The sequence below is a fragment of the Sphingobacterium sp. LRF_L2 genome, assembly GCF_965644235.1.
Lineage (GTDB): Bacteria > Bacteroidota > Bacteroidia > Sphingobacteriales > Sphingobacteriaceae > Sphingobacterium.
Window position 1 is genome coordinate 87318 of record NZ_CBFFRI010000002.1, and the last position, 26306, is coordinate 113623.

Genomic DNA, 26306 nt, shown 5'->3' on the forward strand with positions numbered 1-26306 from the left:
TTATGCGAATTAAAATTTTTCAGCTATTGGTACTTACGATATTGTTGGGAGGTAGTTCTTGTAGTTCAATATATATGCCTAATGTACCTGCTACGCCGATGTTTCGTGAGCAGGGAGAAGTACATGTTGCCGTGCATAGTAATATTAAGGGAAATTTAAGTGCAAATGCTGGGGTGGCGGTAGGTAAACATATAGCAGTTATTGCAAATGGATCTTATATCGATAGAGGAGGCGAACAAAGTAATTCATTATTTGAACAGCGCCTTGTTGAAGGGGGAATAGGTTATTTTACGAAAATTGGAAAGGAAAAGAGGCAAGTTTTGGAAATATATGGAGGCTATGGGGTAGGGCGCTCATCAGAAGTGAATCGAAGAGCATCCACTACAGGAATGGAGCCAGTAGAAACCTTAGAGATGAATTTCGACAAGATTTTTTTACAACTCAATTACTCGTCAACTCGAAAAAATAAGCTTAACTTGTTTGGTAAAAAGAGAGCGTTAAACTATGGTACAGCGATTCGAGTCAGTAGAGTAGGAATGCGTGATTTTTTTGTGAATAAAGTAGCAACAGCTGTAGAAGAAGCTTTATTTATTGAACCGCTATTTTATACGAGAATGGAATTGAATAAGGGTTTTCAATTGCAATATACAAATGGGTTCAATTTTAATGTTTTAGATAATACATATTTGAAAGCGGGTAATGCTGTTTTTACATTAGGTGTTACTTATAACTTTGGTGGAAAACGTAAATAATAGGCATAAAAATGAAAATTACAAAGGTTAATATCTTGGGCGCATTGCTCGTTGTTTTGCTATTGGCTGGTTGTGCAGTAGGCAAGAATAATATCGATGCATTGGCGAAATGTGACTATAGAGTAGAGTCGTTGCAAGATGTAAGGCTAGCAGGACGTGCTGTCGAGAGTTACAGCAGTGGGAAAAACGGAAATTTGTCAGCATTGCCAGGCATTGCTTTGGCACTTTTGAAAAAGGACTTGCCTTTAGAAGCAAAAGTGAATATGAAGGTGACCAATCCTACAACAACGAAGACGGTAATGAATTCTTTTAAATATTTGATAGAGATTCAAGGGAAGCCGTTATTTGAAGGAACAGTAAACGAAAATCTTCAATTGGAAACAGGACAAAGTGCTATTGTTCCGCTGACTTTTAAAACAAATATTTTCGGAGTAGCTGAAGAACAGGGGGTAGATAAGCTGTTGAATAATCTTTTTACAAAAGAAGGAGAGGGTTTTATTGTTCTCAAAATTAAGCCTTCTATGCGAATAGGAAATAACAATATCTATTATCCAGGTTATATTACCGTTGATAGAAATCTTGCAAAAAGTATAGGAAAATTAGTGATGTAATTTCGCTTGATAAGCAGAACAAAATAAGGGTAATTTCCATCGAAATTACCCTTATTTTGTTCTGCTTATCATTATAGTTAGTGCCGGTTAAATGTGTAGCCCATCGTCCATTCTATAAAATCAGCCTTGCCTTTGTGTGCTTTTATAGAGACTCCAGCGTTAATGTTTTTATACACGTAGTATCGTGCGCCTGCTCGTAGAAATATGCGCTCAATCTCTCCATTAAAATTCTGTTTATGGATGTAGTAGCCAATATTCCCATTTAGGATGAGATTTCTGTTTAATACATGAGCGAGGTAAAAAGATGGCCCACCCGAAAGCTTAGCACTTAGTTTCCCACTTTTGTCGCCAGCAATCTCGTCGTTGTTTCCTGATTCCGAATAAAATAAATCGAAACCACCACCCATACGCCATTTGTTCGATACGTGTTTACTTGCATAGGCACTTATAGTCATTTTTAAGAATCTACGGTCAACTTCGCGTTCCAATTGTTTCCAACCTATTCCATAGTTAATGTGGTAAAGAATATTATCGTTATGTATGGGCTTGATATCTTTTTGATTAGGAATGACATCGGCCCTTGTTTGATAAGTAATGGATGCTGTTAGGGGCACGAGATTAACACCTTTATTTGGCAATCTTAACGCACCATTTGAAAAATGATGGAAAGCAAAACCTAAGCCAGCTCGCCAGTGTGCGTTAAGTTTGTACTGGGTTCTTAATCCCAAGTCGATAAAAACATTGTTTTTAGCTCCGATAACCAAATTGAGAGGGTTGGTTTCTTCGTTGTAAGGTTTAAAGTTCCCCGATATACCTAAACCTATTCTATAGTCGAATGCCCATCGTTTGTTTTCCACATTACCAAAGGGCGTCTGAACAAAACCATAAATAGCATAAGGGCTACCAATAATGTCGGTATGAAAGGTACTGCTGTAAAAGCCTATACCATAAATAGGATTGTTATATAACTTAAAATATTGATCGTCTGAATGTTGAATTTTCCATCCAATTTTAAGATTTAGTCCGTTATAATAGGCACTTTGGAAGGTCGTTCGTTTGATATCTTTCGCAGCAAGTATTCCGCCATTTTCAACCTCCAGCTCGATGACCATTGGATTCGTTTTTGTTTTTTCAAGTCTAACCGAATCTTCTTGACCAAAGCTTGGTATGGCAGCCAAAGATAGAATGCACGTTATAATGTTTGTTTTTTTCAAGTTTGCTTTTTAATTATCGATAACTTTGGCTGCAAAGTTATTAATTTTTGAGACTGTGTGTAGGTAAGAAATAGCTTTTTAAAACGTATTTAATCAGGAATTGCACATAGCTATGTCAAATTTTATCATCATTCTTTTTTGCCTCTTCGCGGGGTACTGTTTGAGGCGATTTCATGTCATTAGGCCAGATGGTGTTAAAGCAATCAATTCTTGGATTATTTATGTAGGCCTACCCGCTACCTCTTTTAAATATTTGCCGGAATTGCAATGGAGTCAGCAATTGCTTTCTGCCTTGTGGTCTCCGTTGTTTATTTTTTTTTGTTCGTTGCTGCTGTTTAAACTCATTGCGATACCTCTTGGTTTATCACAGAGGACGAGTCGGACTCTTATACTTGTCGCTGGACTTAGTAATACATCTTTTGTTGGATTTCCTTTAGTAATGACTTATTTCGGTGAGGAGCAACTAAAATGGGCAATAATTTGTGATCAAATGACTTTTTTTATTTTATCGTCTTTAGGGACTTTAGTCGCCTTAGGAAAAAGCACTGGTCAAGTCCAAAACAAAAAGATATTGTATCGCTATATGCTTAAGAAAGTGTGTTCTTTCCCGCCTTTGATAGGGTGTGTTGCGGCACTTCTTCTATCAAAAGTTTTAGATTTGACTCCTTTAAAGCCATTTTTTACACAATTATCGTCTACCGTTTCCCCATTAGCTTTGTTTTCTATTGGAACACAACTATCTTTTTCACTTTACCGTTCCGAATGGTTTTTAATACGGATAGCGTTGCTTTATAAACTATTGATCGGCCCCTTCGTTTTGTTGCTCATATTTTGTTTTCTAAAACAAGAAGGGGAGGTTGTGCAAGTTGTTAATTTTGAAATGGCAATGCCCTGTTTGGTCGCCACGAGTATGTCGCTCCAACAGTTCAATCTAAATACAAAATTGGGAAATGCGATTATTGGATCTAGTATTCTTATCGGTTTGTTTTCTACTTGGTTGTTTTATCAGTTAATTATAGCTTTTTTGTAACTTGATTGTTGTAAAAGGTACTTAGTGTATTTTTTACAATATATTTTATATATTTAGTTCTGATTTAAAAAAAATCTAGATTAATGATAGTAAATTTTGTCAAGAAAGGTGCAATTGTTGTTGCATGGGTATGCGCTAACCTCCTTTCTCAAGCACAGAACAAACACGAAAGATATGTTCAAAAACTTGAAGGCACGCGTCTAGAGTTTTCGATGGAGGCTATTCCTGGCGGTGAGTTTCACATGGGGAGTACTGTTAAGGATGACGAAAAGCCGATTCATCAAGTCTTGTTAGATCCGTTTTGGATGAGTACCTATGAAGTAACTTGGGATTTGTATGAACCATTTGTATACAAAGATCTAGAATTAACCCAATCTGTTGCTGGTGCAGTAGAAGCCGAAGTTGATGCGGTAACTAGGCCCACTAAACCCTATTTAGATATGACTTTTGGAATGGGTAAAGAAGGACATCCGGCTTTAGCCATGACGCACTATAACGCGATCCAGTTTTGCAAGTGGTTGTATAAGCGTACAGGCATCTTTTATAGATTGCCGACTGAAGCAGAATGGGAATATGCATGTCGCGCAGGTACCGATTCTCCTTACTATTTTGGAGAGGATGCTTCTAAAGTAGGTGAATATGCTTGGTTTGCAGAAAATAGCCAAGGTCGTACTGCAGAGGTGGGGAAAAAGAAACCAAACGCCTGGGGATTATATGACATGTTAGGAAATGTGTCTGAATGGACATTTGATCAGTATATCGCCGATTTCTATAAAGAGTTTGATGGTAAAATAGCTAAAAATCCAGTGGCAGTTCCTACAACATTGTATGCGCATAGTGTTCGTGGAGGCTCTTTTGAAAGTGATGTCAATGGTTTAAGATCGGCAGCTAGAAATGCTTCAGATCCTTATTGGAAACAATTAGATCCGCAGATTCCTAAATCGAATTGGTGGTTTCCAGAAGCTCCTTTTGTAGGCTTGCGTTTGGTACGACCAGTCGTCGCCCCATCGAAGGAAGAAATTGCTGCTTATTATGATAAGGCACCTATCAAAGACTTCTAAATAACTATATATACCTAAAAAACATGGATAACTTTAAACGAAGAGAATTTATAAAGACAGGATCAGCATTAGCTGGTGCCGCTGTGTTAGCCTCTACACCAATTAGCAGTGTTTTTGCTGGAGGAACTGATGTTATTAAAATTGCTTTGATTGGATGTGGTGGACGTGGAACAGGAGCGGCATTTGATGCTTTTGCCTCTGGGCAGAATATAAAATTGGTGGCAATGGCAGATGCCTTCCAAGATAATTTAGAATCTACTTTTAATACGTTAAAAGAGAAATTTGGCGACCGTATAGATGTGCCTGATAGTCGAAAATATGTAGGATTTGATGGATACAAATCGGCTATCCGTGATGCTGATGTCGTTTTATTGACCACGCCGCCTGGATTTAGACCTCTACATTTTGAAGAGGCTGTTAAAGCGGGAAAGCATATATTTATGGAGAAGCCCGTAGCGGTAGATATTCCTGGTATACGAAAAGTTCTTCAGGCTGCAGCCGAAGCAAAAACGAAGAAGTTAAATGTCGTGGTCGGGTTGCAAAGACGTTATCAGACCAATTATCGAGAGGCGATTAAACGTATACAAGATGGCGCTATAGGTGACGTACATGCAGGACAGGTTTATTGGAATAGCGGAGGTGTTTGGGTTAGACCAAGGAAACCAGCGCAAACAGAAATGGAATACCAAATGCGTAATTGGTATTACTTTAATTGGTTATGTGGTGATCATATTGTAGAGCAACACGTTCATAATATTGATATAGCAAATTGGGTGAAAGGTAAGTATCCTGTGTCGATTCAAGGCACTGGAAGTCGTGCACATCGTACAGATAAGGAATATGGAGAAATCTATGATAATTTTGCTGTAGAGCTCACATATGATGATGGTACGGTTGTGTATAGTCAATGTCGACATTTCGAAGGTATTTCTAACCGAGTTGATGAAACATTCCAGGCAACAAAGGGACGTGTATACCTATCTGCCGGAAATCAAGCTATTTTATGGGATTCAAAAGGGAATGAAATTTACCGGCACGATCCTAAAGGTAATCCCAATGCTTACCAACAAGAACACAAAGAATTATTTGATGCTATCGCAAAAAATGAATACAAGTTTGCTGATGCTGATTACGGTGCTTATAGTACCCTAACAGGAATTATTGGAAGGCTTGCTTGTTACACTGGAAAGGTCATTAAATGGGATGATGCATTAAAATCAGAAGTCGATCTATCTCCAGCAGCGTATTCTTGGGATGCTATGCCTAAAATTGTTCCAAATCAAAATGGAGAATACCCAGTGGCAGTTCCTGGAATGAATACAGCATTTTATATATAATCATTTGCAAAAGACAATCACTATATTGATTTTGCTTACCTTAGGTTGCTGTGCTTATGCACAGCAACCTAAGTTTGTTATTAATGGACAAGCTCAAGGAACAACTTATTCCATTCAATATTATGCTGAACGAGAATTGATAAAAAGAACATCAATAGATAGCATTTTGAAAGAAATAGATCAATCCATGTCGCTTTATATAGATAGTTCTTTAATTAGTAAAGTTAACAGGAGCGATACATCTGGTGTCACGTTGGACCGTCAAATGTTGACCGTGCTCAAAAAGGCATTTTGCGTCAATCACATTTCCCAGGGTTTATTCGATGTGACAGTGGAGCCTTTAGTTAATTTATGGGGGTTCGGCCAACGTCCTGTTGCACATTTGCCCGAGCAATTCATGTTAGATAGTGTTTTGGAGTTTGTTGGAATGAATCAATTGTTGCTTGAAGGAAATAAATTGAAAAAGAAAGACGCTCGTGTACGAATTGACTTGAATGGCATTGCTCAAGGTTATACAGTGGATGAATTAGCTTTTTTTTTCAATCAGAACCATGTGTCTAATTATATTATTGAATTGGGAGGCGAAATAAGAGCTAAGGGACATAAAGGAGAGCAGCAGCTTTTTGAAATCGCAATAGAGCGTCCTCCAGGTCTTGAAGAAGGAAAATTTGTCTTGCAATTAACTGACCGAGCTGTAACAACATCTGGTAATTATAGAAGGGGCTTTGATTTAAATGGAAGGAGTATTCATCACCATATTGATCCCTTCAGTGGATATCCAGTACAGAATAATGTGGCGAGTGTGACGGTAATAGCAAATACCGCTATGGATGCAGATGCCTACGACAACGTCTTTATGGCTCTATCTGCCGAACAAGGCGTACAGCTTGCAAATAGTATGGAGAACATGGATGTTTACATAATTTATAAAGATAAAGAAGGGTTTAAAGAATTGTTTTCGAACAACTTTTACCGTTATATAAAAAAATAAAAATGAAACGATCAGATTTTATAAAAAGTGGAGCTGCACTGATTGGCGGTACAGTTCTTTCTAGTAACGAAGCAATGGCTGAGAAAAAAGACAACAAAAAGGGGGAGACGTTTAAGTTGGATTATGCGCCCCATCAAGGTATGTTTGCTGCGACAGCAGGAAAAAACTTTGTGGATGAAATTAAGTACATGTACGACCTCGGCTTCCGTAGTATTGAGGATAATGGAATGACCGAACGTTCCGTGGATGAGCAAACAAAAATTGGAGAAACGCTAGCGAAACTCGGCATGCGCATGGGAGTTTTTGTTGTTCCCAAAGGAGGTAATGGAGCTAATACATTAGCTGCTGGAAAAAAAGAGCATATAGATATCTTCTTGAAAGGATGTAAGGATTCTATTGAAGTTGCAAAACGCGTTAATGCAAAGTGGATTACAGTAGTTCCTGGGGATTACCAGCGGAATTTGCCACTGGGGGTACAAACCGCACATGTAATCGATGCGCTAAAAAGAGGTGCTGAATTGTTAGAACCGCATGGTATAACAATGGTTTTGGAACCGTTGAGTGATACACCAGATTTATTTTTACGATATACCGATCAGACCTATCAGATCTGTAAAGCTGTAGGAAGTACTTCTTGTAAAATTTTGTATGATGCCTATCACCAACAAAAAAATGAGGGAAATTTAATTAGCTTGATGGATTTATGTTGGAGTGAAATCGGCTATATTCAAGTTGGTGATAATCCTGGGAGAAAGGAGCCTACCACTGGTGAGATTAATTATAAAAATGTCTTCAAATGGCTAAAAGAAAAAGGATACAGCGGAATTGTTGGGATGGAACACGGTATGTCAAAATCGGGTGTGGAAGGAGAGGCTGCATTGGTTACAGCCTATAGAGAAGTCGATAATTTTTAAGCTAAATTAATTTAGCAATAAAGATTTTTTTGTTATTTAAATAGAAGTAATATATATTTATACTATATAAACCTATCATCAGATGTCAACATCAGTAAGATTTAAACTTTCTTTTATGATGTTCCTTGAATTTTTTATTTGGGGAGCATGGTTCGTAACATTGGGAACTTTCTTAATTCAGAATTTGAAAGCCTCTCAATTTGAAATTGCTAATGTGTTTTCAACACAATCTTTGGGGGCTATTATTGCTCCGTTTATTATCGGGATGATTGCAGACCGCTATTTTAATGCGGAACGTATTTTAGGTATTTTACATTTAGTAGGTGCATTTCTTATGTATCAAATGTATAATGCCGCGGATATCACAGTTTTTTATCCCTATGTGTTGACGTATATGATCTTATACATGCCAACACTTTCCTTGGTGAATTCTGTTTCATTTAGACAATTATCAAATCCAGAAAAGCAATTCTCTGGTATTCGTATTTTTGGAACAATAGGTTGGATTGTAGCTGGACTCTCTATCAGTTACTTATTTAAGTGGGATTCTACAGAAGGCGCGTTGAAAAATACTTTTTTAATGGCTGGTGTTGCCTCATTCGTATTGGGGTTATTTTCTTTTGTTTTACCAAAAACACCTCCTGTTAAAATTAGTGCGGATGAAAAACCTTCATTTGCTTCGATTATAGGATTGGATGCAGTAAAATTATTAAAAGATAGAAACTTCCTTATTTTCTTTATCTCATCCATACTAATTTGTATTCCATTGGCATTCTACTACCAAAATGCAAATCCTTTTTTGGCAGAAATAGGTTTATCGAATCCTACTGGAAAGATGACTATTGGGCAGATGTCCGAAGTTGGTTTTTTATTGTTGTTACCTTTATTTTTTAGCAAGTTCGGATTTAAGAAAACGATTCTTGTGGGAATGTTAGCTTGGGCATTACGTTATCTATTATTTGCTTATGGAAATGCGGGAGATTTATCCTTCATGTTGATTATCGGTATTGCACTTCATGGTATTTGTTACGATTTCTTTTTCGTTTCTGGACAGATTTATACCGATAGTAAAGCTGGCGTTAAATATAAAAGTGCTGCACAGGGCTTAATCACATTGGCGACATATGGTGTAGGGCAACTGATTGGTTTTTGGGTAGCGGGGTTTGTAGGAGAGAAATACCAACATCTAAAAACAGCAGATGTATCAGCATTTTGGCAACAGACATGGATTGTTCCAGCCGGAATTGCATTTGTTGTAATGATCATTTTTCTCCTTTTATTTAAAGATGAGAAAGTAGAGAGTAAAACAGTATAAACAATCAAACTAAATTGAAGAGATATGGCAGATAATGTTTATGACGCGATTGTCATTGGGTCTGGAATTAGTGGGGGCTGGGCAGCAAAAGAGCTGACAGAAAAGGGCTTAAAAACCATTATGTTGGAGCGTGGTAGAAACGTAGAACATGTTAAAGACTATCATGCAAACAAGAATACTTGGGAGTACCCACATAGAGGAGGGCGTACCAAGGAAATGGAAGCAGATTACCCTGTATTGAAACGCGATTACGCGCTGAATGAAAAAAACCTTGATTTTTGGGTGAACGAAAAAGAAAGTCCTTATACTGAAACCAAACGTTTCGATTGGTATCGCGGATACCACGTCGGAGGACGTTCGTTGATGTGGGGGCGTCAAAGCTATCGTTTTTCGGACTTAGATTTTGAAGCGAATCTAAAGGATGGACATGGTACAGATTGGCCTATTCGTTATGCTGATATTGCACCTTGGTATAGTTACGCTGAAAAATGGGCAGGAATATCCGGCAATCGAGATGGATTAGATGTTCTTCCTGACGGCGACTTTTTGCCGCCGATGGATTTTACAGTAGTTGAAAAAGATTTGGCTGAGCGCTTAAAAAAGGAATATGGAGGGAAGCGTCATTTTATCATGGGGCGTACCGCTAATATCACCAAGCCTCACCATGGACGTATTAATTGCCAATATCAAAATCAATGCTGGTTAGGATGTAACTTTGGTGGTTATTTCAGTACACAGTCTTCTACTTTACCTCCCGCTGTGGCGACTGGTAATCTTACACTTAGACCTTTCTCTATTGTTACAAAAATTATTTATGATAAAGATACCCAAAAGGCAAAAGGAGTTGAGATTGTCGACGCAGAAACAGGTAAAACATATGAGTTTTTTGCAAAAGTAATCTTTGTATGCGCTTCTGCATTTAATTCTACTTGGGTGTTGATGAATTCTGCAACTGATGTCTGGGAAGGCGGATTAGGAAGTAGTTCGGGTGAGTTGGGACACAATGCGATGGATCATCATTTTCGTTGTGGTGCTGGTGGACGTGTGGAAGGTTATCAGGATAAATACGTTTTCGGACGTCGTCCGACAGGGTTGTATGTGCCACGTTTTCAGAATGTTCCGGGAGATGATAAAAAACGTGATTATGTACGTGGTTTTGGTTACCAAGGGGCTGCAAGCCGTGGGCGTTGGTCTGGCGAGGTAGCAGAAATGAGCGTAGGAGGAGATTGGAAAGATGCGATGTTAGAACCCGGAGATTGGTCCGTAGGTTTTACAGCATTTGGGGAGATTCTTCCTTACCACGAGAACAGAATATATTTGGATAAAGAGAAGAAAGATAAGTGGGGACTTCCTGTATTAGCCATGGATATGGAAATTAAAGACAACGAGCGTAAGATGCGTCCTGACATGCAAGAGGAGATGAAGGAAATGTTGGAAAGAATCGGTGTGAAAGACGTATATACTTATGACAATGAGTATGCTTTTGGAATGGGGATTCATGAAATGGGAACAGCTCGCATGGGAACGGATTCTAAAAATTCGGTTCTGAATAAGCATAACCAAGTATGGGATGCGAAAAACGTCTTTGTGACTGATGGAGCCGCGATGGCATCTGCCGCTTGTGTAAATCCATCTTTAACTTATATGGCCATGACCGCACGTGCGGTAGACTTTGCAGTGAGCGAATTGAAAAAAGGAAATCTATAACATATTTAATGTAAACTAACATAAACATAGCTGAAAAATGAAGGAAACAAATAAATCTCGTAGAGACTTTCTCAAAAATGCAGCCCTAGCGGCGGCAGGTTTTATGATTGTTCCTCGCCATGTACTTGGAGGAAAAGGGTTTTTAGCACCAAGCGATAAATTAATGATTGCTGGTATTGGAGTTGGCGGTAAAGGACAAAGTGATATTGCATCATTCTATAGCAGCGGCAAGGCTGAAATTGCATACCTCTGTGATGTTGACGATCGTCGTGCCGCAAATTCTGTAAAAGCTTTTCCTAAAGCCAAGTATTACAGAGATTACCGTGAAATGCTCGATAAGGAACATAAACATATCGATGCTGTTTCTATTTCTTCTCCAGACCATAATCATGCCATCCAAAGTTTGGCGGCTATGCAGTTAGGGAAACATGTGTATGTTCAAAAGCCCTTGACACATGATGTGTGGGAAGCTAGGGTGCTTACCGATGCAGCGAAAAAGTATAAAGTCGTTACACAGATGGGTAATCAAGGTGCGTCTAATGATGGTCCTCGTGAAATTAAAGAATGGTTTGAAGCAGGTCTTATTGGCGATGTGCATACCGTTTATTGTTGGACGGATAGGCCTGTTTGGCCTTCTGGAATTCCATGGCCTACACAAACAGCTGAAATTCCAAAGGAATTAGATTGGGAGTTATGGTTAGGAACGGCGCCTAAAAAAGATTATATTGAAAAATTAGTTCCGTTCAATTGGCGTGGATGGTGGGACTATGGTACCGGTGCTTTAGGTGATATGGGGTGTCATTTGCTCGAAGTTCCCTTTAGCACACTTGGATTAAAGTATATCCAAGATGTTCAGGCTACTGTGGGTACGGTGTACGCCGACGAGTTTAAACGCGCTTATTATCCGGAAAGTTGCCCTCCTTCAAGTCATGTTACGATGACGTTTCCGAAGACGCCTAAAACAAATGGTCCTGTAACACTACATTGGATGGATGGAGGAATTCAACCTACTCGTCCCGATGAGCTTGGTCCTAATGAAATTTTTGGTGATGGAGGGAACGGTATTTTGTTGATTGGTACAAAAGGAAAAATTCTTGCAGATACATATGGGGATAATGCACGTTTACTGCCAACTACCCGGAAGGAAACGATAGCACAAAAATATGCCAGAGTACCCGGAAAAGCTAACGGACATTACGGCCAATGGGTAGAAGCTTGTTTAGCAGGATACGGTAAAATGGAGGTAAGTGCGCCTTTCGAAATTTCCGGACCATTAACTGAAGCGTTATTGATGGCTAACTTAGCCATCCGGGGAGCTGATTTACGTATTGATGGTAAATACCCAGGCCGAAATCTGAAGTTACTTTGGGATAACAACCAAATGAAGGTGACAAACTTTGATATTGTAAATCAGTTTGTGAAGAGACAATATCGTCAGGGCTGGGAAGTAAATTATAATATTTAATTAAGTCGTTAATAATGAATAGAAGAGAAGCACTTCAACGCGTGGCGATGCTAGTCGGAGGTTCTGTTATAGGAGCAAACCTCTTTTTGGAGGGGTGTACCCGGCCAGCATCTAAAGATGTAGCTACGTTGTTTGAAAAAGAAAATACAGATTTCTTAGGAGATCTTGCTGAAGCAATTTTACCCAAAACATCTACTCCAGGTGCGAAAGAAGCTGGTGTGGGCGAATTCATTCCTGTAATGATTCGTGATTGCTATGATGAGATTGATCAAAAAGCATTCTTGGAAGGATTAGCAGGAGTGGATGATCGCGCGAAAAAAGCATTTGGTAAGAAATTCCAAGAGCTTTCTAAAGAAGAGCGTTTGCAATTTGTAAACAATTACGATAAGGAAGCTAGAGAATACCAAAAAAATAAGAAAGAAGAGGAACCTAATAATTTCTTCCATTTGTTTAAACAGTTAACCTTGACGGGCTTTTTTACATCGGAAGTTGGAATGACACAAGCTTTACGTTTTGTGAAGATTCCTGGAAAATTTGATGGTGCTTTTCCTTATAAAAAAGGCGACAAAGCATTTGCTTCTTAAGTTTACAAGCAGGGCCTTTTTAGTACAGAGGCCCTCTTTATTTTTTTAGATGCTTATTTGCATGAGGAAAATTGTTTTCTCCTCTCGATTGATTGAAAAGTCAATGAAAGTATCTCTTATCGCGTAGCCTATCTTTACATCTTCCCCTAGTTTTAGCTCTTTTAGGTAATTGATGTCGATAGTTTTGAAAGTTTCTTTTAAAACGAATTTGGAAGGCAAAACGTCGAGACACCAATCTGTATATTTTACATTATTTACATGATTTACAATATCTAAATCAGAAAGTTTCGTTGTATAGTTTACAATATTGCTTATATCTTCACTTAGTTCAATTCTTTTGAATACATGTTTTGTGGCAGTTTTTTCTGGCTGGATTATTTTTTGATCAATGTTGATTGCTAGATTTTCAGATTTTCGAGTTTTTACATTAAATACAGCCCAAAAGCTAGAGGCGGTTATGATTTTTTGATTTTCCAAGTAAACTTCAAAATTTCGTATAGAGCGGTTTCCTAGAAAATCCTGAACCCACGTATATATACGGATTTCCTCTAAAAAAGACGGTAGTTTATCAATCTCTATCCTTACCCGACTTAATACCCACGATTGGTCGTATTTGGCCATCTCTCGGTATCCAAATCCCAATTGTTCTGCGTGATCAGAAGCTACAAGCTGCAAAAGATTACTTAATTCGCTATACTTCAGTTTTCCGTTTGCATAGCACTGCGAAAAGTTTAATCTGTACGTATCTGAATAAATTTCTGTCTTCATAAAATAAATGTCATAAAGTACGTTATAATGTAAATAATTTGTTGCTGATAATAAAACATCGTCAGTAATTATTTATATTTATTAAGTTAATAACAAGGATTTGTTAAGTAACGGAGGAGAATTAAGATTGTTTTTTGTTTAATATCAAAATTTGATGATATGATTGGACAGATTATAGAAAAAGAGCTTATTAGTGCATACAGAATTATTCCTGCTGAGGTAGACAAAACAGTTGTGTTGTATGATAAATTACTGGGAGCACAACGATTGGGAAACGAATTTAAGTCGAAGACTACTATTGTATTTCAAACAGAGGATGGGCCTAAGCGGATAGAAACTACCGTATGGTCACTCACTGAAAAGTATATTCAGATTAAAAATGGTGTTTTGATTCCGTTGAAAGCGATTATAGAGATTGATTACTAAATGGAGAGACGCTTTTTATAAAGGGCCTACTATGAATAGTAGGCTTTTTTATTAAAAAATATTTTTCTGATTTTGGACTTAAATATATTTTATACATATTTGCAGCACATAAAAATAGCATAAGCCCGAATTAACCTATTGTCATTAAGGAATAGTAAAGTGGAAATGTTTTAGCGGGATGTAGCGTAGCCCGGTATCGCGCCAGCATGGGGTGCTGGAGGTCGTCGGTTCAAATCCGGCCATCCCGACGATAGAAGAAGAGACCTTGGTCTCTTTTTTTTATGCCTTACTTAGTACTAAGGTATGTCGTTTTTTTAGATTTTTCATACATATATAGATTGTATTTATGTCTTTGGTATACCAAGAAATGAAATTTAAAACCTACAAATATTCCTCAAATTTCGGCATGATCCTTCCTCTTCAGATTGATTAAATTATTTTTGTAGTTTGCAACTTTTGATCGAGACCCTACACTGGTCCAGTATGGATATGGGAAAAGAAATAAAAATAAAAAGCCCATCATTTGATGAGCTTTTTTCCGTACCTAGGGCGGGAATCGAACCCGCACTCCTTTAACAGGAACAGGATTTTAAGTCCTGCGTGTCTACCAGTTCCACCACCTAGGCAGCTGAGCGAAAAACGAGACTCGAACTCGCGACCCCAACCTTGGCAAGGTTGTGCTCTACCAACTGAGCTATTTTCGCTTGCGACGTTGCAAATATAGACAGAAAATCTTATTCTAAAAATTATTTGAATGTTTTTTGAGAAACGATAATATAACCTTCTAAGAATGTGCGTAATATTTTTTTTACCTCAGTAGAGAATATTTGTCTTTCTATCCAAATGGTTCAATATTTGCTTATTTTTGCCGTAAATCAATAGTTGTTATGAAGTATATTTATTCTTTCATCATATCATCCTTGCTGATGGCGGGCTTGGCTTCTTCGAGTTATGCGGATACGTATCCGGAAGTTATTTTTGATAATAGCCTTGTTCAGGGGGTCTATGCCAAAAGTAAAGTGGACTACACCGGGCAGTCGTGGGTAGAAAACTTAAACCATCATTTATTAGTCTCCGATACCTTGTTCTTTACACCTGGCAATGCCCTATCATTGCAATATAAGTCTGCGGTAGATGGAAATTGGATCGTAGATTTACAATATACGCGTCAAAAGCTAAATTACAAAGTTGATCATTCTGATTTCTTGGTTTTTAAAGTGTTTTTGAAGACAGAGAATACCAAAGAAAAAGACTTACCAAAGATTGGTATTCAGCAAGGTAAAAGTGGCACTAACTTTATTGATATTCGGCCGTTCATGGATGTTTTTGATTATAACATGTGGATCAATGTTAAAATTCCTATTGCAAAATTTAGTAACCTTATTGTACAAGAACCTATTGCGGCAGTGCGTTTCATGCAAAATAGAGCGAGCAAAGAAACACATCAGATTTTTATTGATCAAATGGAATTTTTGCCAAAAAATATTTCACAAGTCAAACTTTCTTCTCCTGCGATCCTTTCTTCGGTCGTAGCTTACGATAAACAAGTACAACTAAAATGGCAATTGCCTTTGACTCCCTCGATTCGCTACATTAAAATATATCGTTCAACAGACAATAAGGAATTTACACCAGTAGCTATTCGGCCTATTTATATGCAAAGCTGTTTAGACTATGTTCCAGATTTGAACAAGACATACTATTATAAGATTGCTTGGGTAGATTATAATTACGTGGAATCTCCTTTTTCTCAGGTGAAAGAAATTAAGACAAAGAATCTTAATGAAAACGAGTTGATGGATCTTGTACAAGGGGCTCATATCAATTATTTTGTTGAAAATTATGATATTAATAGTGGAATGTATTTGCCCTTTCGGATGAAGGATAGGGCTGTAGTATCGGTTAAAGAAAGTGGAAATGCAGTTTTAAGTCTGATTGTTGGTGTAGAACGAAATTTAGTTAATAGACAAGTTGCTATAGGGAGGGTGACACGTATCGTAAATTTTTTGAGTAAATCGCAGAATCGGTTTGGAGTTTTTCCGGCTTACTTTGATGGACGAACTGGACTGCCAGATTACCGGGATTCAGACCCATCCTACGATGTTCTTGCAACTTCTTCTATGATGGAAGCGCTATTGGTTGCTAGACAATATTTTACCAAAGAAGAGGAGGCAGAGGTCCAATTGCGGAAGCGGATAAGTACATTGTATGAAAATATAGAATGGAATCGTTTGTTAGCACAGGGGTATACCGATGTGCTTCAGGAAAAGGTTTCGGGTTTGGACTCCTCTAAACAGTATTCTACATTGGGAGGGATTAATGAATCTCTAAATGCCTACCTTTTAGCCATGGGTTCGCCTACACATAGTATTCCGTTGTCGGCTTATGAAAATGGAATAAAAAATATAGACATTCGGTATTCTTCAGATTATAATAAAATGGATAGCTTGGCGAAAGATACATTATCTGTCATTATGGAAAGTTTTAGGTTGGCTTTCAATCCTTTAGGAAATGAACAGGCTATAGAAGCTGCAGAACGTATTTCTGTGCTTCGGGATACAGCAATTTATGGTGAAGATTTAATATTTGGGTATGAAAATGGTAGTTTGTTAGATTTTTATAAGCCATTTTTTACCATCGATCCAAACTTAATTAAAGATCCAGAGATAGACTACGAAGATGCAATTCGTAATTATATCAAAGTGCGAAAGAGACGCGATAATGAAATTGGAGTGGGCTCTACCAATTCGGATATTTGGGGATTTTATCAATTGAGTGATAGTGTAGGAAGCTATAGAATAAACCCTGCTATTGCACCCGCTTCGATGTTTTTATTGGAAAATGAAGGAAGAAAAGCATTATTAGCGCTTTACGGCAATTATGGAGAAAATTTTTTCAATGAGTATGGTTTTCGGGCTTGGTTAGATTTAAGAAATAATGATGTATCTGATGAGTATTTTGCAACCAATCAGGCAGCGATAACGGTTTGCTTGGAAAACGCACGATCAGGTTTGATTTGGAAACTCTATAAAGAGATACCAGAGATTAAGACATTACTGCAACATTTACCGGAGGAAAATCAAAAAGGAAGGGAATGATACTGAAAAATAACGAAAATTACTATCTTTACAATTCAATAAAAGCGAATTTCATGAAACATATACGTACTGTTGCATTCTTGTTTGTTACTGTCCTAGGAGCTACCTCTTGTAAACAACAAGCAATAATGGTTAATCCAGGGGCTGTGGTGACAAAAGATGGGACAGATGATGGCTTGAAGAATGTCAAAAGTGAATTTGAAGACGCTTCTCGTACTGATGAAGGTATAAAGTTCACATTATCTTCTGATCTTTTATTTCCTACGAATTCATCTTATTTGACAGACAAGGCAAAAGTTGAATTGAGTAAGCTTGCAAAATTGCTCAAAGATAACGACGGAAAAAAAGTGCGAGTAGACGGACACACAGATTCTACTGGAGAAGAAGGTTATAATAAATGGTTATCAGATAAGCGTGCAGCATCTGTTAAGAAATTCCTTGAAGACGCGGGGGTAAGTACCGGACGCATTTCTACCAAGGGATTTGGGCAAACTAAACCTGTAGCCGATAATAAAACGCCTGAAGGCCGTCAAAAAAATAGAAGAGTCGAAGTGGTGATCTTAAATTAATAAATTACCAGTTTAATATAATTCACGAAGGAGTTCCGTAATAATATACAGAGCTCCTTTTTTGCGAACAAGGTGAATTTCATTTTTGTTATACACGAAAGGCTTTCATAGGATGGCTATTATCAACTTAGGTATATTATGCGTAAATTATTGAGCATTGTTCTATTCATTGTATTTCCCGTATTATTAAGTGCACAACATCTCATCCCTGGATTTGATAAAGATGAATTTCTTGAGGTTATTCGAATTAATGCCCAATTCTCTACATCACCAGAGCGAGCAAAGCAAGTACCTATGCCAGAAGAAAGTGTTCCTCTGTATAAAAGTGAAGTAATGGGCTTAGAGAATTTGTGGCAACTATGGCAACGAGAAGACGGTACAGTAATTATTAGCACACGCGGAACTTCAGGAAAAGGAACGAGTTGGCTAGCTAATTTATATGCGGCACAAATTCCGGCAAAAGGAACGTTAAAAATTGATACAGATTTCGTATTTGCATATGATTTAGCTGCTCATCCAAAAGCGTCAGTATAAGGGGGTAAAAACCACTTGTACCAATCTAGAAAATAAAAAAAGTGCAAAAAATGTGCATTTCGATACTGTTAAGGCTGTTTTTGCTTAAACGGTTCAAAATACCACTTGTACCAACTACTTGTAAATAGTTGGATTTTGGTTGTATTATCTTAAAGGTGTTTTAAAAGGTTGTTAGATTATGTTTGATAATCATTTTAAACCGTTCTATTTTAAAAGATGTTTTATCTTGTCTTCTATTATTGCTTGCCATGCTTCAAGGTCATCTATACGGCTTATGAAACTGTTATCGGGTTCAGGGAACTCAAATGATAGATTGGCTCTTACGTACCATATTTCCTTTATTTCCTCTGCATATACATCATAATTGCCATAATCAGACTTATTGCTATTGTCTGATATAAGAGTGAGTACTCCACGCTCATCTATACGGTTTAAAACGCGTTTAGCGACTATTCCATAATCTTTTGTGATAACAACGTAAATCCTTCTATCTCTTATTTCGTCAAGGTTTTCTACCCATTTGCCTATCACAATAGACTTGTTATGAAATGTAGGATTCATGGAGCTTCCTTTGATCTCAAAGGCTCTATGTGTTCCGCTTCCAAGGTTAGGCATGCGGATGGTTGGGAGCGTTTCTACATATTCAGGATCACCGTATCCATTGAGATAGCCTGCTGCTGCTTTTACAGGCACAAGTGTTATTAGCTCTCGTTCATTCTCTCCTACTGTTACGACCTTTGGTAGCCCTAAATTTTGAGTTGGGTGTAGGTTTGCGTGTAGGGATTTACTTGTTTTAGGGTGTAGGATATGTGTGCTTTTTGCCTCGTCAAATGTGTTATCATCATCTGTAGAGATAAGGGTATTATCACTATTTCTATATGAAATAGGTAAGCTATCATCATAGATACTATTAATATCTATGTGCTGATTATACAAAAAAAGTATATACTCATTTGGTATAAATTTTCGCTTACCCCCTTCTAATAGGCTGATATCCTTCTGTTTTATACCTGTTTTCTCTGATATTTCAGCTTGCGAGTACCCTAATAACTCTCTGACTATCTTTAGTTTATCCCAATTCATAAAATAATTATACTTTTTTAGTATAACTTATTGCTTTAATATACCTTTTTGGTATATTTGTGAACGCAAAAGAACAATTTACAAGCGAATATATGAAAAATAAAAACGAGATGTGCCAAAAAACAATAGTTGCCAATGGGATTATAATCCCTGCATCTGTGACTGCTGAAATAGTTGGGTGCAGCGTTTCAGCTGTAAAGAAGGTACGTAATGGATTTATGGGCAAGACCGGTCGTGGTAAAGTATGTCAAGCAATTGTCTTAGCTGACGCGCTTTTGAGACAAAGTATTACGATCAGTGTAAATCATGTTGATAATGTCATAAACGGTAAATAGATAATGCAATATCTAAATAACATATTATGCCTTACTTATGATGAAGTTGTGCCTTCGATATTGAAGCGTGATAACTATCATTATCATAGGAAGCAGGGTAATATTGTTGTACATGGTGCAGGGGGTAACGGCAGAAAAATATTAGTAGAATACGAATCCTCCTTCCCTGAATTCAAAGCTAAAGTCAAAGAGATATACGGCAATGTATACGACTATATGGCTAAGCAGCCCATATTGGACTTGATCGATTGGGACTATCAGGCACATACATTTTATACAAACTACGTGCTTCCGAATGGTGACAATCTAACTAATACCAATGTCAATGGTATGGGGAAAGAGCAAATAAACTATGTTGATCGGTACACTAAATGCGTCAACTGGTTGAATATGCTAGGTAAATTTACCTCTGACAAAAGGGCTTTAAAACAGGCTTTAAATATCTCGGTAATGGAATTTTGGGATGTAGTTACCGATCTCATATTAAAGCAAAAGATTGATCTTCCTGCGAATGCAAAACGTCTAAAAGAGAAGCTAAAAGAATTCAACAGCTATGTTGCCCCAGAAGACAGGTATTGCTTTATTATGAAAAAAGATATGCACCGCTGGTCAAACATTAATAGTAAAAAACGTGATGAGGAGGGCGAAGCCCTGATCTTGAAATTGCTTAGTGATCCCAATAACCATGATGATACGGTAATAGCAGCTGCATACAACCAGTATGCCCGTGAAAACGGCAAGAAAACATATACAGCAGGGGCTATTGGTTATATCCGTAAGCAAAACGAGCATATTTTAGTTGCAACGCGCGACGGTGAAAAAGCTGCATACAACAAGTTCAGCAAGGAGATGAAGCGTAAACGTGCATCTGCACCGCTCTTTTTGTTGAATTCGGATGATAACAACCTCGATCTATACTTCACTACTACTAAAGTGGTGAAGCAAAAGGACAAGAAAACGGGTGAGATTAAAGAGAAAGTGATAAAAGATCATTGGTTCAGACCGGTGCTGTATGTCGTGATCGATACCTTCAACAATTATATCCTTGGTTATTCATATGGGGTATCTGCCACCCATGATCTGATTTATGAAGCATTCCGTAATGCGGTCAACCATATCCACGAACTAACCGGAGGCTATTATCTAGGCCATCAGCTACAAACTGACCGCTGGGGGCTTGATGTCAAAATGAAAAACGAACTGGGTGAATTTTACCGCAAGGTTGGGGGGAAATTTACGCCGCAGGCGCACAAGGTGCCGCAGGGTAAGTATATAGAGGCTTCTTTCGGTGTAGAATGGCATCAGGTACTTAAAGCCCTTCCATTTGGCAACTATGCAGGCCATAATATCACGGCCAAAGAGCGTAAGAACCAAGAAGCGTTAGCTGTGAATGCGAAAAATCATCCGCCTGTTGAAGACATGCCCATGATCATTGAGGGCTTTATCAATCTCATGCGGATGAAGCCCAACCCAAAGACAGGCGTTAGCCGCCAAAAAGAATGGATGGAAGCATTTAATGCCTCTGAAAAGAGCCGCAAAAACAGAATAGATACAGCTACAAAGCTATCTATAGTAGGTAAAAAGCACGACAATCCTTTAGCCATAAGCAAAAAGGGCATTGAAGGTGTGATCGAGGATAGAAAAATACGTTTTGATCTTCCCGATGATGTAATATGGAGGTACAACGGCATCAAAGCAGATGTATACTACGATCCTGCAAACCTTAACGAAGCACTGATCACCGATGGCAAAGGATTACGGTTTTTGGCCGGACAATACGAAGACCGTCCGGCAGCGATCGCAGATTATAAAGAAGGTGATAGACAGCGCATCGAACAGGATTGGTCGAACAAAAAGGAATTATCACAAAAGCTGACATCCGTACTACAGGACAAGCTAAAGGCACTGGACGGCACGGATATCAACCCCGAAAGTCTTTTACAGGCAGGGGTAATGACCAAAGATTTAAAGAATAATGTCGAAGCGGAGTATCTAAGACAGCTTTATAGCAGTAAGAAAGCCTTAGAAGCTTCTCAAAAGGTGATTGAAGTTCCTGCTTCAATGGATTCTGACGAGGATCAGGAAACGGACATATACGATTTATACTAAAAAAGTGCCTCCACGCTGGAACATGGAGGCGATTTGTAAACATAATTAAAGCGAATAAAAATGAATACGAACACAAAAGAACAAATTAAAAACGACTTGTACCAATTTGTGCAAAAAGTCGGAAGTCAGAACATGGCCAGCAAGCAGTTGACCAAGGTGAGCATTGCGACGATCAGCAACGTACTTGCTGGCAAATGGGATTCTATAGCTGACAGCATGTGGCTAAGCATCCAAAATCAGGTAAAGCCTACAGGCTGGATACATGTGGACACCACCGTAAGCCGGACGCTGGAAGCTATGTATACAGACTGGAAGGAATACCAAGAGGTGCGCGCCATCGTTGCTGCTGCCGGATCAGGAAAAACACACACGGCCAAACGCTTCTGCGACATGAATACAAATGCTTTTCACATCGAGTGCGACAACCATATGACCAGTGGTGATCTATTGCGCGAGGTGTTGAGCAAATTAGGCGTAACGCCTTCGGGACGCAGTTTGAGCGGCATGGTCAAAGCTATCGTTGAGCACCTCCTAAAGCTGGAAAATCCTATCCTGTTCTTTGATGAATTTGACAAGCTGAAGAATGAGGTCTTTTTATTCTTTGTGACATTCTATAATAAACTGGAAGGCAAAACGGCGATGGTTCTACAGGGTGCACCCTATTTATCCAAAAGGATAGATGACGGCGTACAGCGTCAAATAAAGGGATATGAGGAGATTTTGAGCCGTGTCAATAGCAAGGTCATCGCATTGCCAAAGAATAAGCTGGAGGAGCTAAAACTTATCGCATCATTAAACGGGGTGTTTGACGAACTGGAGACAACACGTATCGCCAATGTATCCGACGGTAGTATCCGCCGTATACGTACAGACGTACGTGTATTTCTGACCAAACTTAAAAAGAAAGGAGCGGCATAATGGGACGGTTTGAAATAGAGATAATGCGCAATCATAAACGTAGTATTTGTAACTGCAAATATTATATACCAGAATTGATAACAGATTTAGCAATTGAAGAGGTAACGAATCATCCTGATGTGATAGAAGGTATCCATGAAAGCTATGGAAGGAGTCTGAATGTATTTGTATACGACCTCAATACAGGTGAAAGCCAGCTAACTGTTGTAACTAAAAGTAAGGCTATATGAGTACCACGACGAAAAAGGCAAGCCGGATCATTAAGGCTAAAACTATTCAACAGGTAAACCGAGAACTGGTTATGCGCAAGTTGAATATTACCGAAGAAGTATACTTCAACATGATGTTGGATGCAGGAACGGAATACCTAACAGACGTCCTCCTTTCAGGATGGCCTGTCGGAGATATCTCCGGTACCGAACTATACTGGAAGTGGTGGTATAACCACTGGCATCAATGGGACGCGCAATTCCTGACAGAATCACGGAGGGAAAAGAAGGAACTGCACGCAGACTTATACATGCGACTGCACGATGCTTCTGACAGGGGGTATTTTCCAAATAAAGAGATAATGGATACAATTTTAAGAAGGAGACACAATGGTTAGAATCATTGCTATTGTTGCGGCCGCACTGGGATATGGGGTCGCTGAACTAACGATCAAAGGGCAGAGTAAACAGCTCCTTTATGCGCGGTACATAACGATTGCCGTGTTAAAGGAAGAAGGCTATGAGACAGGCGAAATATCGCACCTGTTCGGTTACAGTGAAAACCACACAAGACATCATTGTGCTAAGGCCTTCAATGATCTGCTGGACTATAACAAGGAGTTTAAAAATATGTATTTAAAGGCGGTGAAAGCCGTGGAGGACAATGAGTATGAAGGTAAAGCTAACGCGTATTCAGCTTGAGGCTGTCGAGCTGATAACGAGGGTGATGCTCAACGAGAATAAACCGGTCAATCCGGCTGAAAAGCTGATCTATGACATCGTATACAAACTGTATAGCCGAATACGTACACGTATAGAACGGGCTACTGCCACTAAGGATGGTTGGAGCATAAAGTTCGGGGAACAGGAAGCATTGGCGATGCATGTGTTCATTTCAAATGCTGCTATCCCTACCGGGTACACATACGAAGAAGTACAGTTGCAGACGATATATAACCAATTAGATCAAGAATATGGAAGACTTGTATGCACAGATAGCCATCATAGAAAACTGGCTACGTGATCACCCACACGCGGATAGAGAGGCTCGCTGGGAAATGACCAGTAGGCTAAGAGAAATAAATGAGAAGTTGAACAAATTAAAAGACAATCAAGAATATGGAAACAACAGTAATGAACAAACCAGCGCAAGAACTTACTAGGGAAGAATTAGCAGCGCTATTGGCACAGAAGGAATCAGAGGAGGCCAGTGGAAAGAAAAAAGCGCGTGAGGCTTATGAGTCGCTACGTGATAGCAGTATCGTGGAAATGGTTAGCTATGCTATACAGCTAAAGGATCAAATAGCAGGATTCAAAACCACCTCTTTCGAAAAGATTGACACGCTATATAAGATACTGCAAGAGCATAGCAGCCGGCACGCTAACGGAAAAGGTTCGGTTACATTGGAAACAGCCGACAACCGTTATAAGGTGCAATTCAAGCGTCAGGATCACACCAAGTTTGACGAACGTGCCACGCAGGCAGAGGCGCATATATTGGACTTTCTGACGGCAGAATTTCCCGAAGGTAGCAATACCAGCAAGTTAGTTAGATCGCTGCTAGAGCGTAAAAAAGGCGCACTGGACAAGAATCTTGTACTAAAGCTGATCGGTATGCGCAATGACTTCGATAATGAGAACTGGCGCAAGGGTATAGAATTGCTACAGGAATCGATTGTACCGGACAGCACGAAGTTTTATGCGCAATTCTCTGTCAAGGATGACAATGACGAATGGCAGCCTATTGTATTAGACTTTGCCAAATTATAAGCGGATTTGGTAATAACTGGAATTATCACCAAAAACGATCATAACCCAAGCATGGAGCGCACAGCGGATCGTTACCGCTGGTGGGTTCAAAACATTAATAAAGCGAAAAAAAATATGAAAATCACAAACAAACTCTTTAAGATCAGGGTCAATTTTAAATCGACCCGATCGAACGTCAAACTATCTCCCGGGTCTATGACGGGTATAGTGACAGCAAACAATGAAGCAGATGCTAAGCAGGCCGCGGTAAATTTCCTGCAATCAGAGTTTATCAAGAAATCCTCGGACGTGATCGCTGTCGCTGGAAAATGCGAGCGAGTTACCACAAAATTTGCCATCAATGCTTGTGACTGGTTAGGAGGTGTCAAATGAATGATATCATGATCGATATTGAAACACTGGGTACACGTCCGTACTCTGTGATTCTGACCGTTGCCGCAGTGCGATTTGACTCCAAAACGGGCATCGTTGGCGACACCTTTTATGATCGCATAAGCGTTAAAAATTCGCTAGAAAATGAATTTGTCACCGATGCAGATACGCTAAAGTGGTGGGGTACACAGCCAAGCGAGACGATGAGGGAAGCGTTTTGCGGCGAATCTAGTGTTGAAAATGCAATGGTTGGTCTTATGGATTTTGTAGGTGATAATTCCGATACGCGAGTATGGGCAAATTCCCCGTCATTCGACCTGTCATTAATTCGTAATGCCTGTGAGCGGTTGCTCATCCATGTGCAGTGGAATTATGGGCAAGAACGGGACGTCCGAACGCTATCCAACCTCAATCCTGAAATAAGATATACAGTGCCTTTTGTGGGGAATAAGCATGATGCTTTGGCCGATTGCCGACATCAGATCAAATATTTAGTAGCAACCCTTAAAACCTTGAGTAAATGAAAAAGAACGAACTTACAACGGCAAACAGTCTGCAAACTGGCGACCGTTTCTATTTCCAAGCAGACAAGAATAAGGTTGTCTGGGAAATGGTAGACCATGAAAAGAAAACAACAAATTTCCAGACTTATACAAAGTGGTGTATGCCTGCAAGCATATCCGATGGTAGAGGTTCTGAAACTTTTAAGGCTGCTTATGTCAAGCCACTCCGTAAAGAAACTAAGGTCGTTTATTTGAGATCAAAGGAGGTAACAATATGAAGTACGTTATGATTCAACGAACACTATCATCCTCTATGGACGATCGTAATGTAACAATGTACCCTATTATATTTCCCAAAGAGTTAGTGCATTCGGATATAGCTGAAAAGATGATCCAGCTGATTTCAGAAGCTTGGCCTGATTGTGAGGTATCTGTTATCAGTGCAGGTGAAATTAATGTGGGGTTCTTCTTCGTCGGAGGTTTTAGCGAAACGCTGGGGCTTGAAAGTGATGACTTAGACGATCATGTAATATCTTCGATTGATTATTTTAACTATCATCGTTATAGATCACCTAAAAAGAGGGTTATTCAGAAAATAGATAAGTCCGATAGAACCAATTTTGATAACTAA

The 26306-nt window shown here is 38.9% G+C and carries 30 protein-coding genes and 3 tRNA genes; 28 read left to right on the forward strand and 5 right to left on the reverse strand.

Translation table 11 applies throughout. The features are described 5' to 3' along the window. Positions 1–2 precede the first annotated feature (2 nt). Positions 3–752 carry a hypothetical protein gene (locus tag ACSZOX_RS03495; protein WP_437918383.1) on the forward strand — a complete coding sequence of 250 codons (750 nt, stop codon included), beginning with the start codon at positions 3–5 and terminating at the stop codon, positions 750–752. Positions 753–763: 11 nt separating this feature from the next. After that, positions 764–1363 (forward strand): hypothetical protein, encoded by a 600-nt coding sequence (locus tag ACSZOX_RS03500; protein ID WP_437918384.1) that lies wholly within the window; start codon positions 764–766, stop codon positions 1361–1363. Between the two features lie 77 nt (positions 1364–1440). Here ACSZOX_RS03500 and ACSZOX_RS03505 read toward each other — a convergent pair whose 3' ends face one another. Next, positions 1441–2577, reverse strand: a complete 1137-nt coding sequence (locus ACSZOX_RS03505; RefSeq protein WP_437918386.1) for an acyloxyacyl hydrolase — start codon at positions 2575–2577, stop codon at positions 1441–1443. Between the two features lie 112 nt (positions 2578–2689). Between ACSZOX_RS03505 and ACSZOX_RS03510 the strand changes: the two genes are divergently transcribed. From ACSZOX_RS03510 to ACSZOX_RS03550, 9 genes are all read left to right on the forward strand, one after another. After that, positions 2690–3607, forward strand: coding sequence for an AEC family transporter (locus tag ACSZOX_RS03510; RefSeq protein WP_437918388.1), 918 nt, complete (start codon positions 2690–2692; stop codon positions 3605–3607). Between the two features lie 83 nt (positions 3608–3690). After that, positions 3691–4668 (forward strand): formylglycine-generating enzyme family protein, encoded by a 978-nt coding sequence (locus ACSZOX_RS03515; protein ID WP_437918389.1) that lies wholly within the window; start codon positions 3691–3693, stop codon positions 4666–4668. A gap of 23 nt (positions 4669–4691) precedes the next feature. Next, a complete protein-coding gene (locus ACSZOX_RS03520; RefSeq protein ID WP_437918390.1) occupies positions 4692–6005 on the forward strand; it encodes a Gfo/Idh/MocA family protein in 1314 nt (437 codons plus the stop codon). A gap of 4 nt (positions 6006–6009) precedes the next feature. Continuing rightward, complete coding sequence (locus tag ACSZOX_RS03525; protein WP_437918391.1) at positions 6010–6996, forward strand: FAD:protein FMN transferase; 987 nt, start codon at positions 6010–6012, stop codon at positions 6994–6996. Between the two features lie 2 nt (positions 6997–6998). Then, positions 6999–7910: a hydroxypyruvate isomerase family protein gene (locus ACSZOX_RS03530; RefSeq protein ID WP_437918392.1), complete on the forward strand. Its 912-nt coding sequence runs from the start codon at positions 6999–7001 to the stop codon at positions 7908–7910. A gap of 82 nt (positions 7911–7992) precedes the next feature. Beyond that, complete coding sequence (locus tag ACSZOX_RS03535) at positions 7993–9225, forward strand: MFS transporter (protein ID WP_437918393.1); 1233 nt, start codon at positions 7993–7995, stop codon at positions 9223–9225. Between the two features lie 24 nt (positions 9226–9249). Further along, on the forward strand, positions 9250–10932 hold the full coding sequence (locus ACSZOX_RS03540; RefSeq protein ID WP_437918394.1) for a GMC oxidoreductase: 1683 nt from the start codon (positions 9250–9252) through the stop codon (positions 10930–10932). A 37-nt stretch (positions 10933–10969) separates the two neighbouring features. After that, positions 10970–12397, forward strand: a complete 1428-nt coding sequence (locus ACSZOX_RS03545; protein WP_437918396.1) for a Gfo/Idh/MocA family protein — start codon at positions 10970–10972, stop codon at positions 12395–12397. A gap of 14 nt (positions 12398–12411) precedes the next feature. Next, on the forward strand, positions 12412–12981 hold the full coding sequence (locus ACSZOX_RS03550) for a gluconate 2-dehydrogenase subunit 3 family protein (protein ID WP_437918397.1): 570 nt from the start codon (positions 12412–12414) through the stop codon (positions 12979–12981). Positions 12982–13026: 45 nt separating this feature from the next. Here the strand turns inward: ACSZOX_RS03550 and ACSZOX_RS03555 are convergent, their stop codons facing one another. Continuing rightward, positions 13027–13749: an acyl-[acyl-carrier-protein] thioesterase gene (locus tag ACSZOX_RS03555; protein WP_437918398.1), complete on the reverse strand. Its 723-nt coding sequence runs from the start codon at positions 13747–13749 to the stop codon at positions 13027–13029. A 159-nt stretch (positions 13750–13908) separates the two neighbouring features. Between ACSZOX_RS03555 and ACSZOX_RS03560 the strand changes: the two genes are divergently transcribed. Together ACSZOX_RS03560 and ACSZOX_RS03565 are read left to right on the forward strand one after the other, a co-directional pair. After that, positions 13909–14175 (forward strand): hypothetical protein, encoded by a 267-nt coding sequence (locus ACSZOX_RS03560; RefSeq protein ID WP_437918400.1) that lies wholly within the window; start codon positions 13909–13911, stop codon positions 14173–14175. A 174-nt stretch (positions 14176–14349) separates the two neighbouring features. Next, positions 14350–14423 (forward strand) — tRNA-Pro (locus ACSZOX_RS03565). Between the two features lie 293 nt (positions 14424–14716). On the opposite strand, the gene ACSZOX_RS03570 is transcribed toward ACSZOX_RS03565, so the two are convergent. Together ACSZOX_RS03570 and ACSZOX_RS03575 are read right to left on the reverse strand one after the other, a co-directional pair. After that, positions 14717–14801 (reverse strand) — tRNA-Leu (locus ACSZOX_RS03570). A gap of 5 nt (positions 14802–14806) precedes the next feature. After that, a tRNA-Gly gene (locus tag ACSZOX_RS03575) sits at positions 14807–14879 on the reverse strand. A gap of 183 nt (positions 14880–15062) precedes the next feature. Here ACSZOX_RS03575 and ACSZOX_RS03580 point away from each other — a divergent pair. The 3 genes from ACSZOX_RS03580 (at position 15063) to ACSZOX_RS03590 (ending at position 18376) form a co-directional block, all read left to right on the forward strand. After that, complete coding sequence (locus ACSZOX_RS03580; RefSeq protein WP_437918402.1) at positions 15063–17273, forward strand: glucoamylase family protein; 2211 nt, start codon at positions 15063–15065, stop codon at positions 17271–17273. A gap of 53 nt (positions 17274–17326) precedes the next feature. Further along, positions 17327–17842 (forward strand): OmpA family protein, encoded by a 516-nt coding sequence (locus ACSZOX_RS03585; protein ID WP_437918403.1) that lies wholly within the window; start codon positions 17327–17329, stop codon positions 17840–17842. Between the two features lie 138 nt (positions 17843–17980). Then, on the forward strand, positions 17981–18376 hold the full coding sequence (locus ACSZOX_RS03590; protein ID WP_437918405.1) for a hypothetical protein: 396 nt from the start codon (positions 17981–17983) through the stop codon (positions 18374–18376). A 204-nt stretch (positions 18377–18580) separates the two neighbouring features. Here the strand turns inward: ACSZOX_RS03590 and ACSZOX_RS03595 are convergent, their stop codons facing one another. After that, positions 18581–19459: a S24 family peptidase gene (locus ACSZOX_RS03595; RefSeq protein ID WP_437918406.1), complete on the reverse strand. Its 879-nt coding sequence runs from the start codon at positions 19457–19459 to the stop codon at positions 18581–18583. 92 nt (positions 19460–19551) lie between these two features. On the opposite strand from ACSZOX_RS03595, the gene ACSZOX_RS03600 reads away from it, so the two are divergent. From ACSZOX_RS03600 to ACSZOX_RS03655, 12 genes are all read left to right on the forward strand, one after another. Beyond that, positions 19552–19794: a hypothetical protein gene (locus tag ACSZOX_RS03600; RefSeq protein ID WP_437918408.1), complete on the forward strand. Its 243-nt coding sequence runs from the start codon at positions 19552–19554 to the stop codon at positions 19792–19794. Positions 19795–19797: 3 nt separating this feature from the next. Continuing rightward, positions 19798–21903 (forward strand): hypothetical protein, encoded by a 2106-nt coding sequence (locus tag ACSZOX_RS03605; protein WP_437918410.1) that lies wholly within the window; start codon positions 19798–19800, stop codon positions 21901–21903. Between the two features lie 60 nt (positions 21904–21963). Further along, complete coding sequence (locus tag ACSZOX_RS03610) at positions 21964–22821, forward strand: ATP-binding protein (protein ID WP_437918411.1); 858 nt, start codon at positions 21964–21966, stop codon at positions 22819–22821. Positions 22822–22844: 23 nt separating this feature from the next. Next, complete coding sequence (locus ACSZOX_RS03615) at positions 22845–23051, forward strand: hypothetical protein (protein ID WP_437918413.1); 207 nt, start codon at positions 22845–22847, stop codon at positions 23049–23051. Further along, complete coding sequence (locus ACSZOX_RS03620) at positions 23048–23428, forward strand: hypothetical protein (protein ID WP_437918415.1); 381 nt, start codon at positions 23048–23050, stop codon at positions 23426–23428. Before ACSZOX_RS03615 ends, ACSZOX_RS03620 begins: the two co-directional genes overlap by 4 nt. Next, a complete protein-coding gene (locus tag ACSZOX_RS03625) occupies positions 23421–23732 on the forward strand; it encodes a hypothetical protein (protein WP_437918416.1) in 312 nt (103 codons plus the stop codon). Before ACSZOX_RS03620 ends, ACSZOX_RS03625 begins: the two co-directional genes overlap by 8 nt. After that, positions 23701–24054, forward strand: a complete 354-nt coding sequence (locus ACSZOX_RS03630; RefSeq protein WP_437918417.1) for a hypothetical protein — start codon at positions 23701–23703, stop codon at positions 24052–24054. The genes ACSZOX_RS03625 and ACSZOX_RS03630 overlap by 32 nt, the downstream gene beginning before the upstream one ends. 95 nt (positions 24055–24149) lie before the next feature. After that, complete coding sequence (locus ACSZOX_RS03635; RefSeq protein WP_437918418.1) at positions 24150–24800, forward strand: DUF3164 family protein; 651 nt, start codon at positions 24150–24152, stop codon at positions 24798–24800. A gap of 6 nt (positions 24801–24806) precedes the next feature. Further along, on the forward strand, positions 24807–25172 hold the full coding sequence (locus ACSZOX_RS03640) for a hypothetical protein (protein ID WP_437918419.1): 366 nt from the start codon (positions 24807–24809) through the stop codon (positions 25170–25172). 8 nt (positions 25173–25180) lie between these two features. Continuing rightward, positions 25181–25696 carry a 3'-5' exonuclease gene (locus ACSZOX_RS03645; RefSeq protein ID WP_437918957.1) on the forward strand — a complete coding sequence of 172 codons (516 nt, stop codon included), beginning with the start codon at positions 25181–25183 and terminating at the stop codon, positions 25694–25696. Next, positions 25693–25953: a hypothetical protein gene (locus ACSZOX_RS03650; protein WP_437918420.1), complete on the forward strand. Its 261-nt coding sequence runs from the start codon at positions 25693–25695 to the stop codon at positions 25951–25953. Before ACSZOX_RS03645 ends, ACSZOX_RS03650 begins: the two co-directional genes overlap by 4 nt. A gap of 8 nt (positions 25954–25961) precedes the next feature. Further along, complete coding sequence (locus tag ACSZOX_RS03655; RefSeq protein ID WP_437918421.1) at positions 25962–26306, forward strand: hypothetical protein; 345 nt, start codon at positions 25962–25964, stop codon at positions 26304–26306.

What these genes read in the sequence shown, in the direction of transcription:
- ACSZOX_RS03615 (WP_437918413.1), top strand. Translation starts at nt 22,845, where the DNA reads ATGCGCAATCATAAACGTAGTATTTGTAACTGCAAATATTATATACCA.
- ACSZOX_RS03650 (WP_437918420.1), top strand. Translation starts at nt 25,693, where the DNA reads ATGAAAAAGAACGAACTTACAACGGCAAACAGTCTGCAAACTGGCGAC.
- ACSZOX_RS03625 (WP_437918416.1), top strand. Translation starts at nt 23,421, where the DNA reads ATGGTTAGAATCATTGCTATTGTTGCGGCCGCACTGGGATATGGGGTC.
- ACSZOX_RS03540 (WP_437918394.1), top strand. Translation starts at nt 9,250, where the DNA reads ATGGCAGATAATGTTTATGACGCGATTGTCATTGGGTCTGGAATTAGT.
- ACSZOX_RS03635 (WP_437918418.1), top strand. Translation starts at nt 24,150, where the DNA reads ATGGAAACAACAGTAATGAACAAACCAGCGCAAGAACTTACTAGGGAA.
- ACSZOX_RS03655 (WP_437918421.1), top strand. Translation starts at nt 25,962, where the DNA reads ATGATTCAACGAACACTATCATCCTCTATGGACGATCGTAATGTAACA.
- ACSZOX_RS03535 (WP_437918393.1), top strand. Translation starts at nt 7,993, where the DNA reads ATGTCAACATCAGTAAGATTTAAACTTTCTTTTATGATGTTCCTTGAA.
- ACSZOX_RS03600 (WP_437918408.1), top strand. Translation starts at nt 19,552, where the DNA reads ATGAAAAATAAAAACGAGATGTGCCAAAAAACAATAGTTGCCAATGGG.
- ACSZOX_RS03495 (WP_437918383.1), top strand. Translation starts at nt 3, where the DNA reads ATGCGAATTAAAATTTTTCAGCTATTGGTACTTACGATATTGTTGGGA.
- ACSZOX_RS03510 (WP_437918388.1), top strand. Translation starts at nt 2,690, where the DNA reads ATGTCAAATTTTATCATCATTCTTTTTTGCCTCTTCGCGGGGTACTGT.
- ACSZOX_RS03610 (WP_437918411.1), top strand. Translation starts at nt 21,964, where the DNA reads ATGAATACGAACACAAAAGAACAAATTAAAAACGACTTGTACCAATTT.
- ACSZOX_RS03545 (WP_437918396.1), top strand. Translation starts at nt 10,970, where the DNA reads ATGAAGGAAACAAATAAATCTCGTAGAGACTTTCTCAAAAATGCAGCC.
- ACSZOX_RS03580 (WP_437918402.1), top strand. Translation starts at nt 15,063, where the DNA reads ATGAAGTATATTTATTCTTTCATCATATCATCCTTGCTGATGGCGGGC.
- ACSZOX_RS03500 (WP_437918384.1), top strand. Translation starts at nt 764, where the DNA reads ATGAAAATTACAAAGGTTAATATCTTGGGCGCATTGCTCGTTGTTTTG.
- ACSZOX_RS03605 (WP_437918410.1), top strand. Translation starts at nt 19,798, where the DNA reads ATGCAATATCTAAATAACATATTATGCCTTACTTATGATGAAGTTGTG.
- ACSZOX_RS03620 (WP_437918415.1), top strand. Translation starts at nt 23,048, where the DNA reads ATGAGTACCACGACGAAAAAGGCAAGCCGGATCATTAAGGCTAAAACT.
- ACSZOX_RS03590 (WP_437918405.1), top strand. Translation starts at nt 17,981, where the DNA reads ATGCGTAAATTATTGAGCATTGTTCTATTCATTGTATTTCCCGTATTA.
- ACSZOX_RS03630 (WP_437918417.1), top strand. Translation starts at nt 23,701, where the DNA reads ATGAAGGTAAAGCTAACGCGTATTCAGCTTGAGGCTGTCGAGCTGATA.
- ACSZOX_RS03550 (WP_437918397.1), top strand. Translation starts at nt 12,412, where the DNA reads ATGAATAGAAGAGAAGCACTTCAACGCGTGGCGATGCTAGTCGGAGGT.
- ACSZOX_RS03515 (WP_437918389.1), top strand. Translation starts at nt 3,691, where the DNA reads ATGATAGTAAATTTTGTCAAGAAAGGTGCAATTGTTGTTGCATGGGTA.
- ACSZOX_RS03595 (WP_437918406.1), bottom strand. Translation starts at nt 19,459, where the DNA reads ATGAATTGGGATAAACTAAAGATAGTCAGAGAGTTATTAGGGTACTCG.
- ACSZOX_RS03555 (WP_437918398.1), bottom strand. Translation starts at nt 13,749, where the DNA reads ATGAAGACAGAAATTTATTCAGATACGTACAGATTAAACTTTTCGCAG.
- ACSZOX_RS03585 (WP_437918403.1), top strand. Translation starts at nt 17,327, where the DNA reads ATGAAACATATACGTACTGTTGCATTCTTGTTTGTTACTGTCCTAGGA.
- ACSZOX_RS03520 (WP_437918390.1), top strand. Translation starts at nt 4,692, where the DNA reads ATGGATAACTTTAAACGAAGAGAATTTATAAAGACAGGATCAGCATTA.
- ACSZOX_RS03560 (WP_437918400.1), top strand. Translation starts at nt 13,909, where the DNA reads ATGATTGGACAGATTATAGAAAAAGAGCTTATTAGTGCATACAGAATT.
- ACSZOX_RS03645 (WP_437918957.1), top strand. Translation starts at nt 25,181, where the DNA reads ATGATCGATATTGAAACACTGGGTACACGTCCGTACTCTGTGATTCTG.
- ACSZOX_RS03530 (WP_437918392.1), top strand. Translation starts at nt 6,999, where the DNA reads ATGAAACGATCAGATTTTATAAAAAGTGGAGCTGCACTGATTGGCGGT.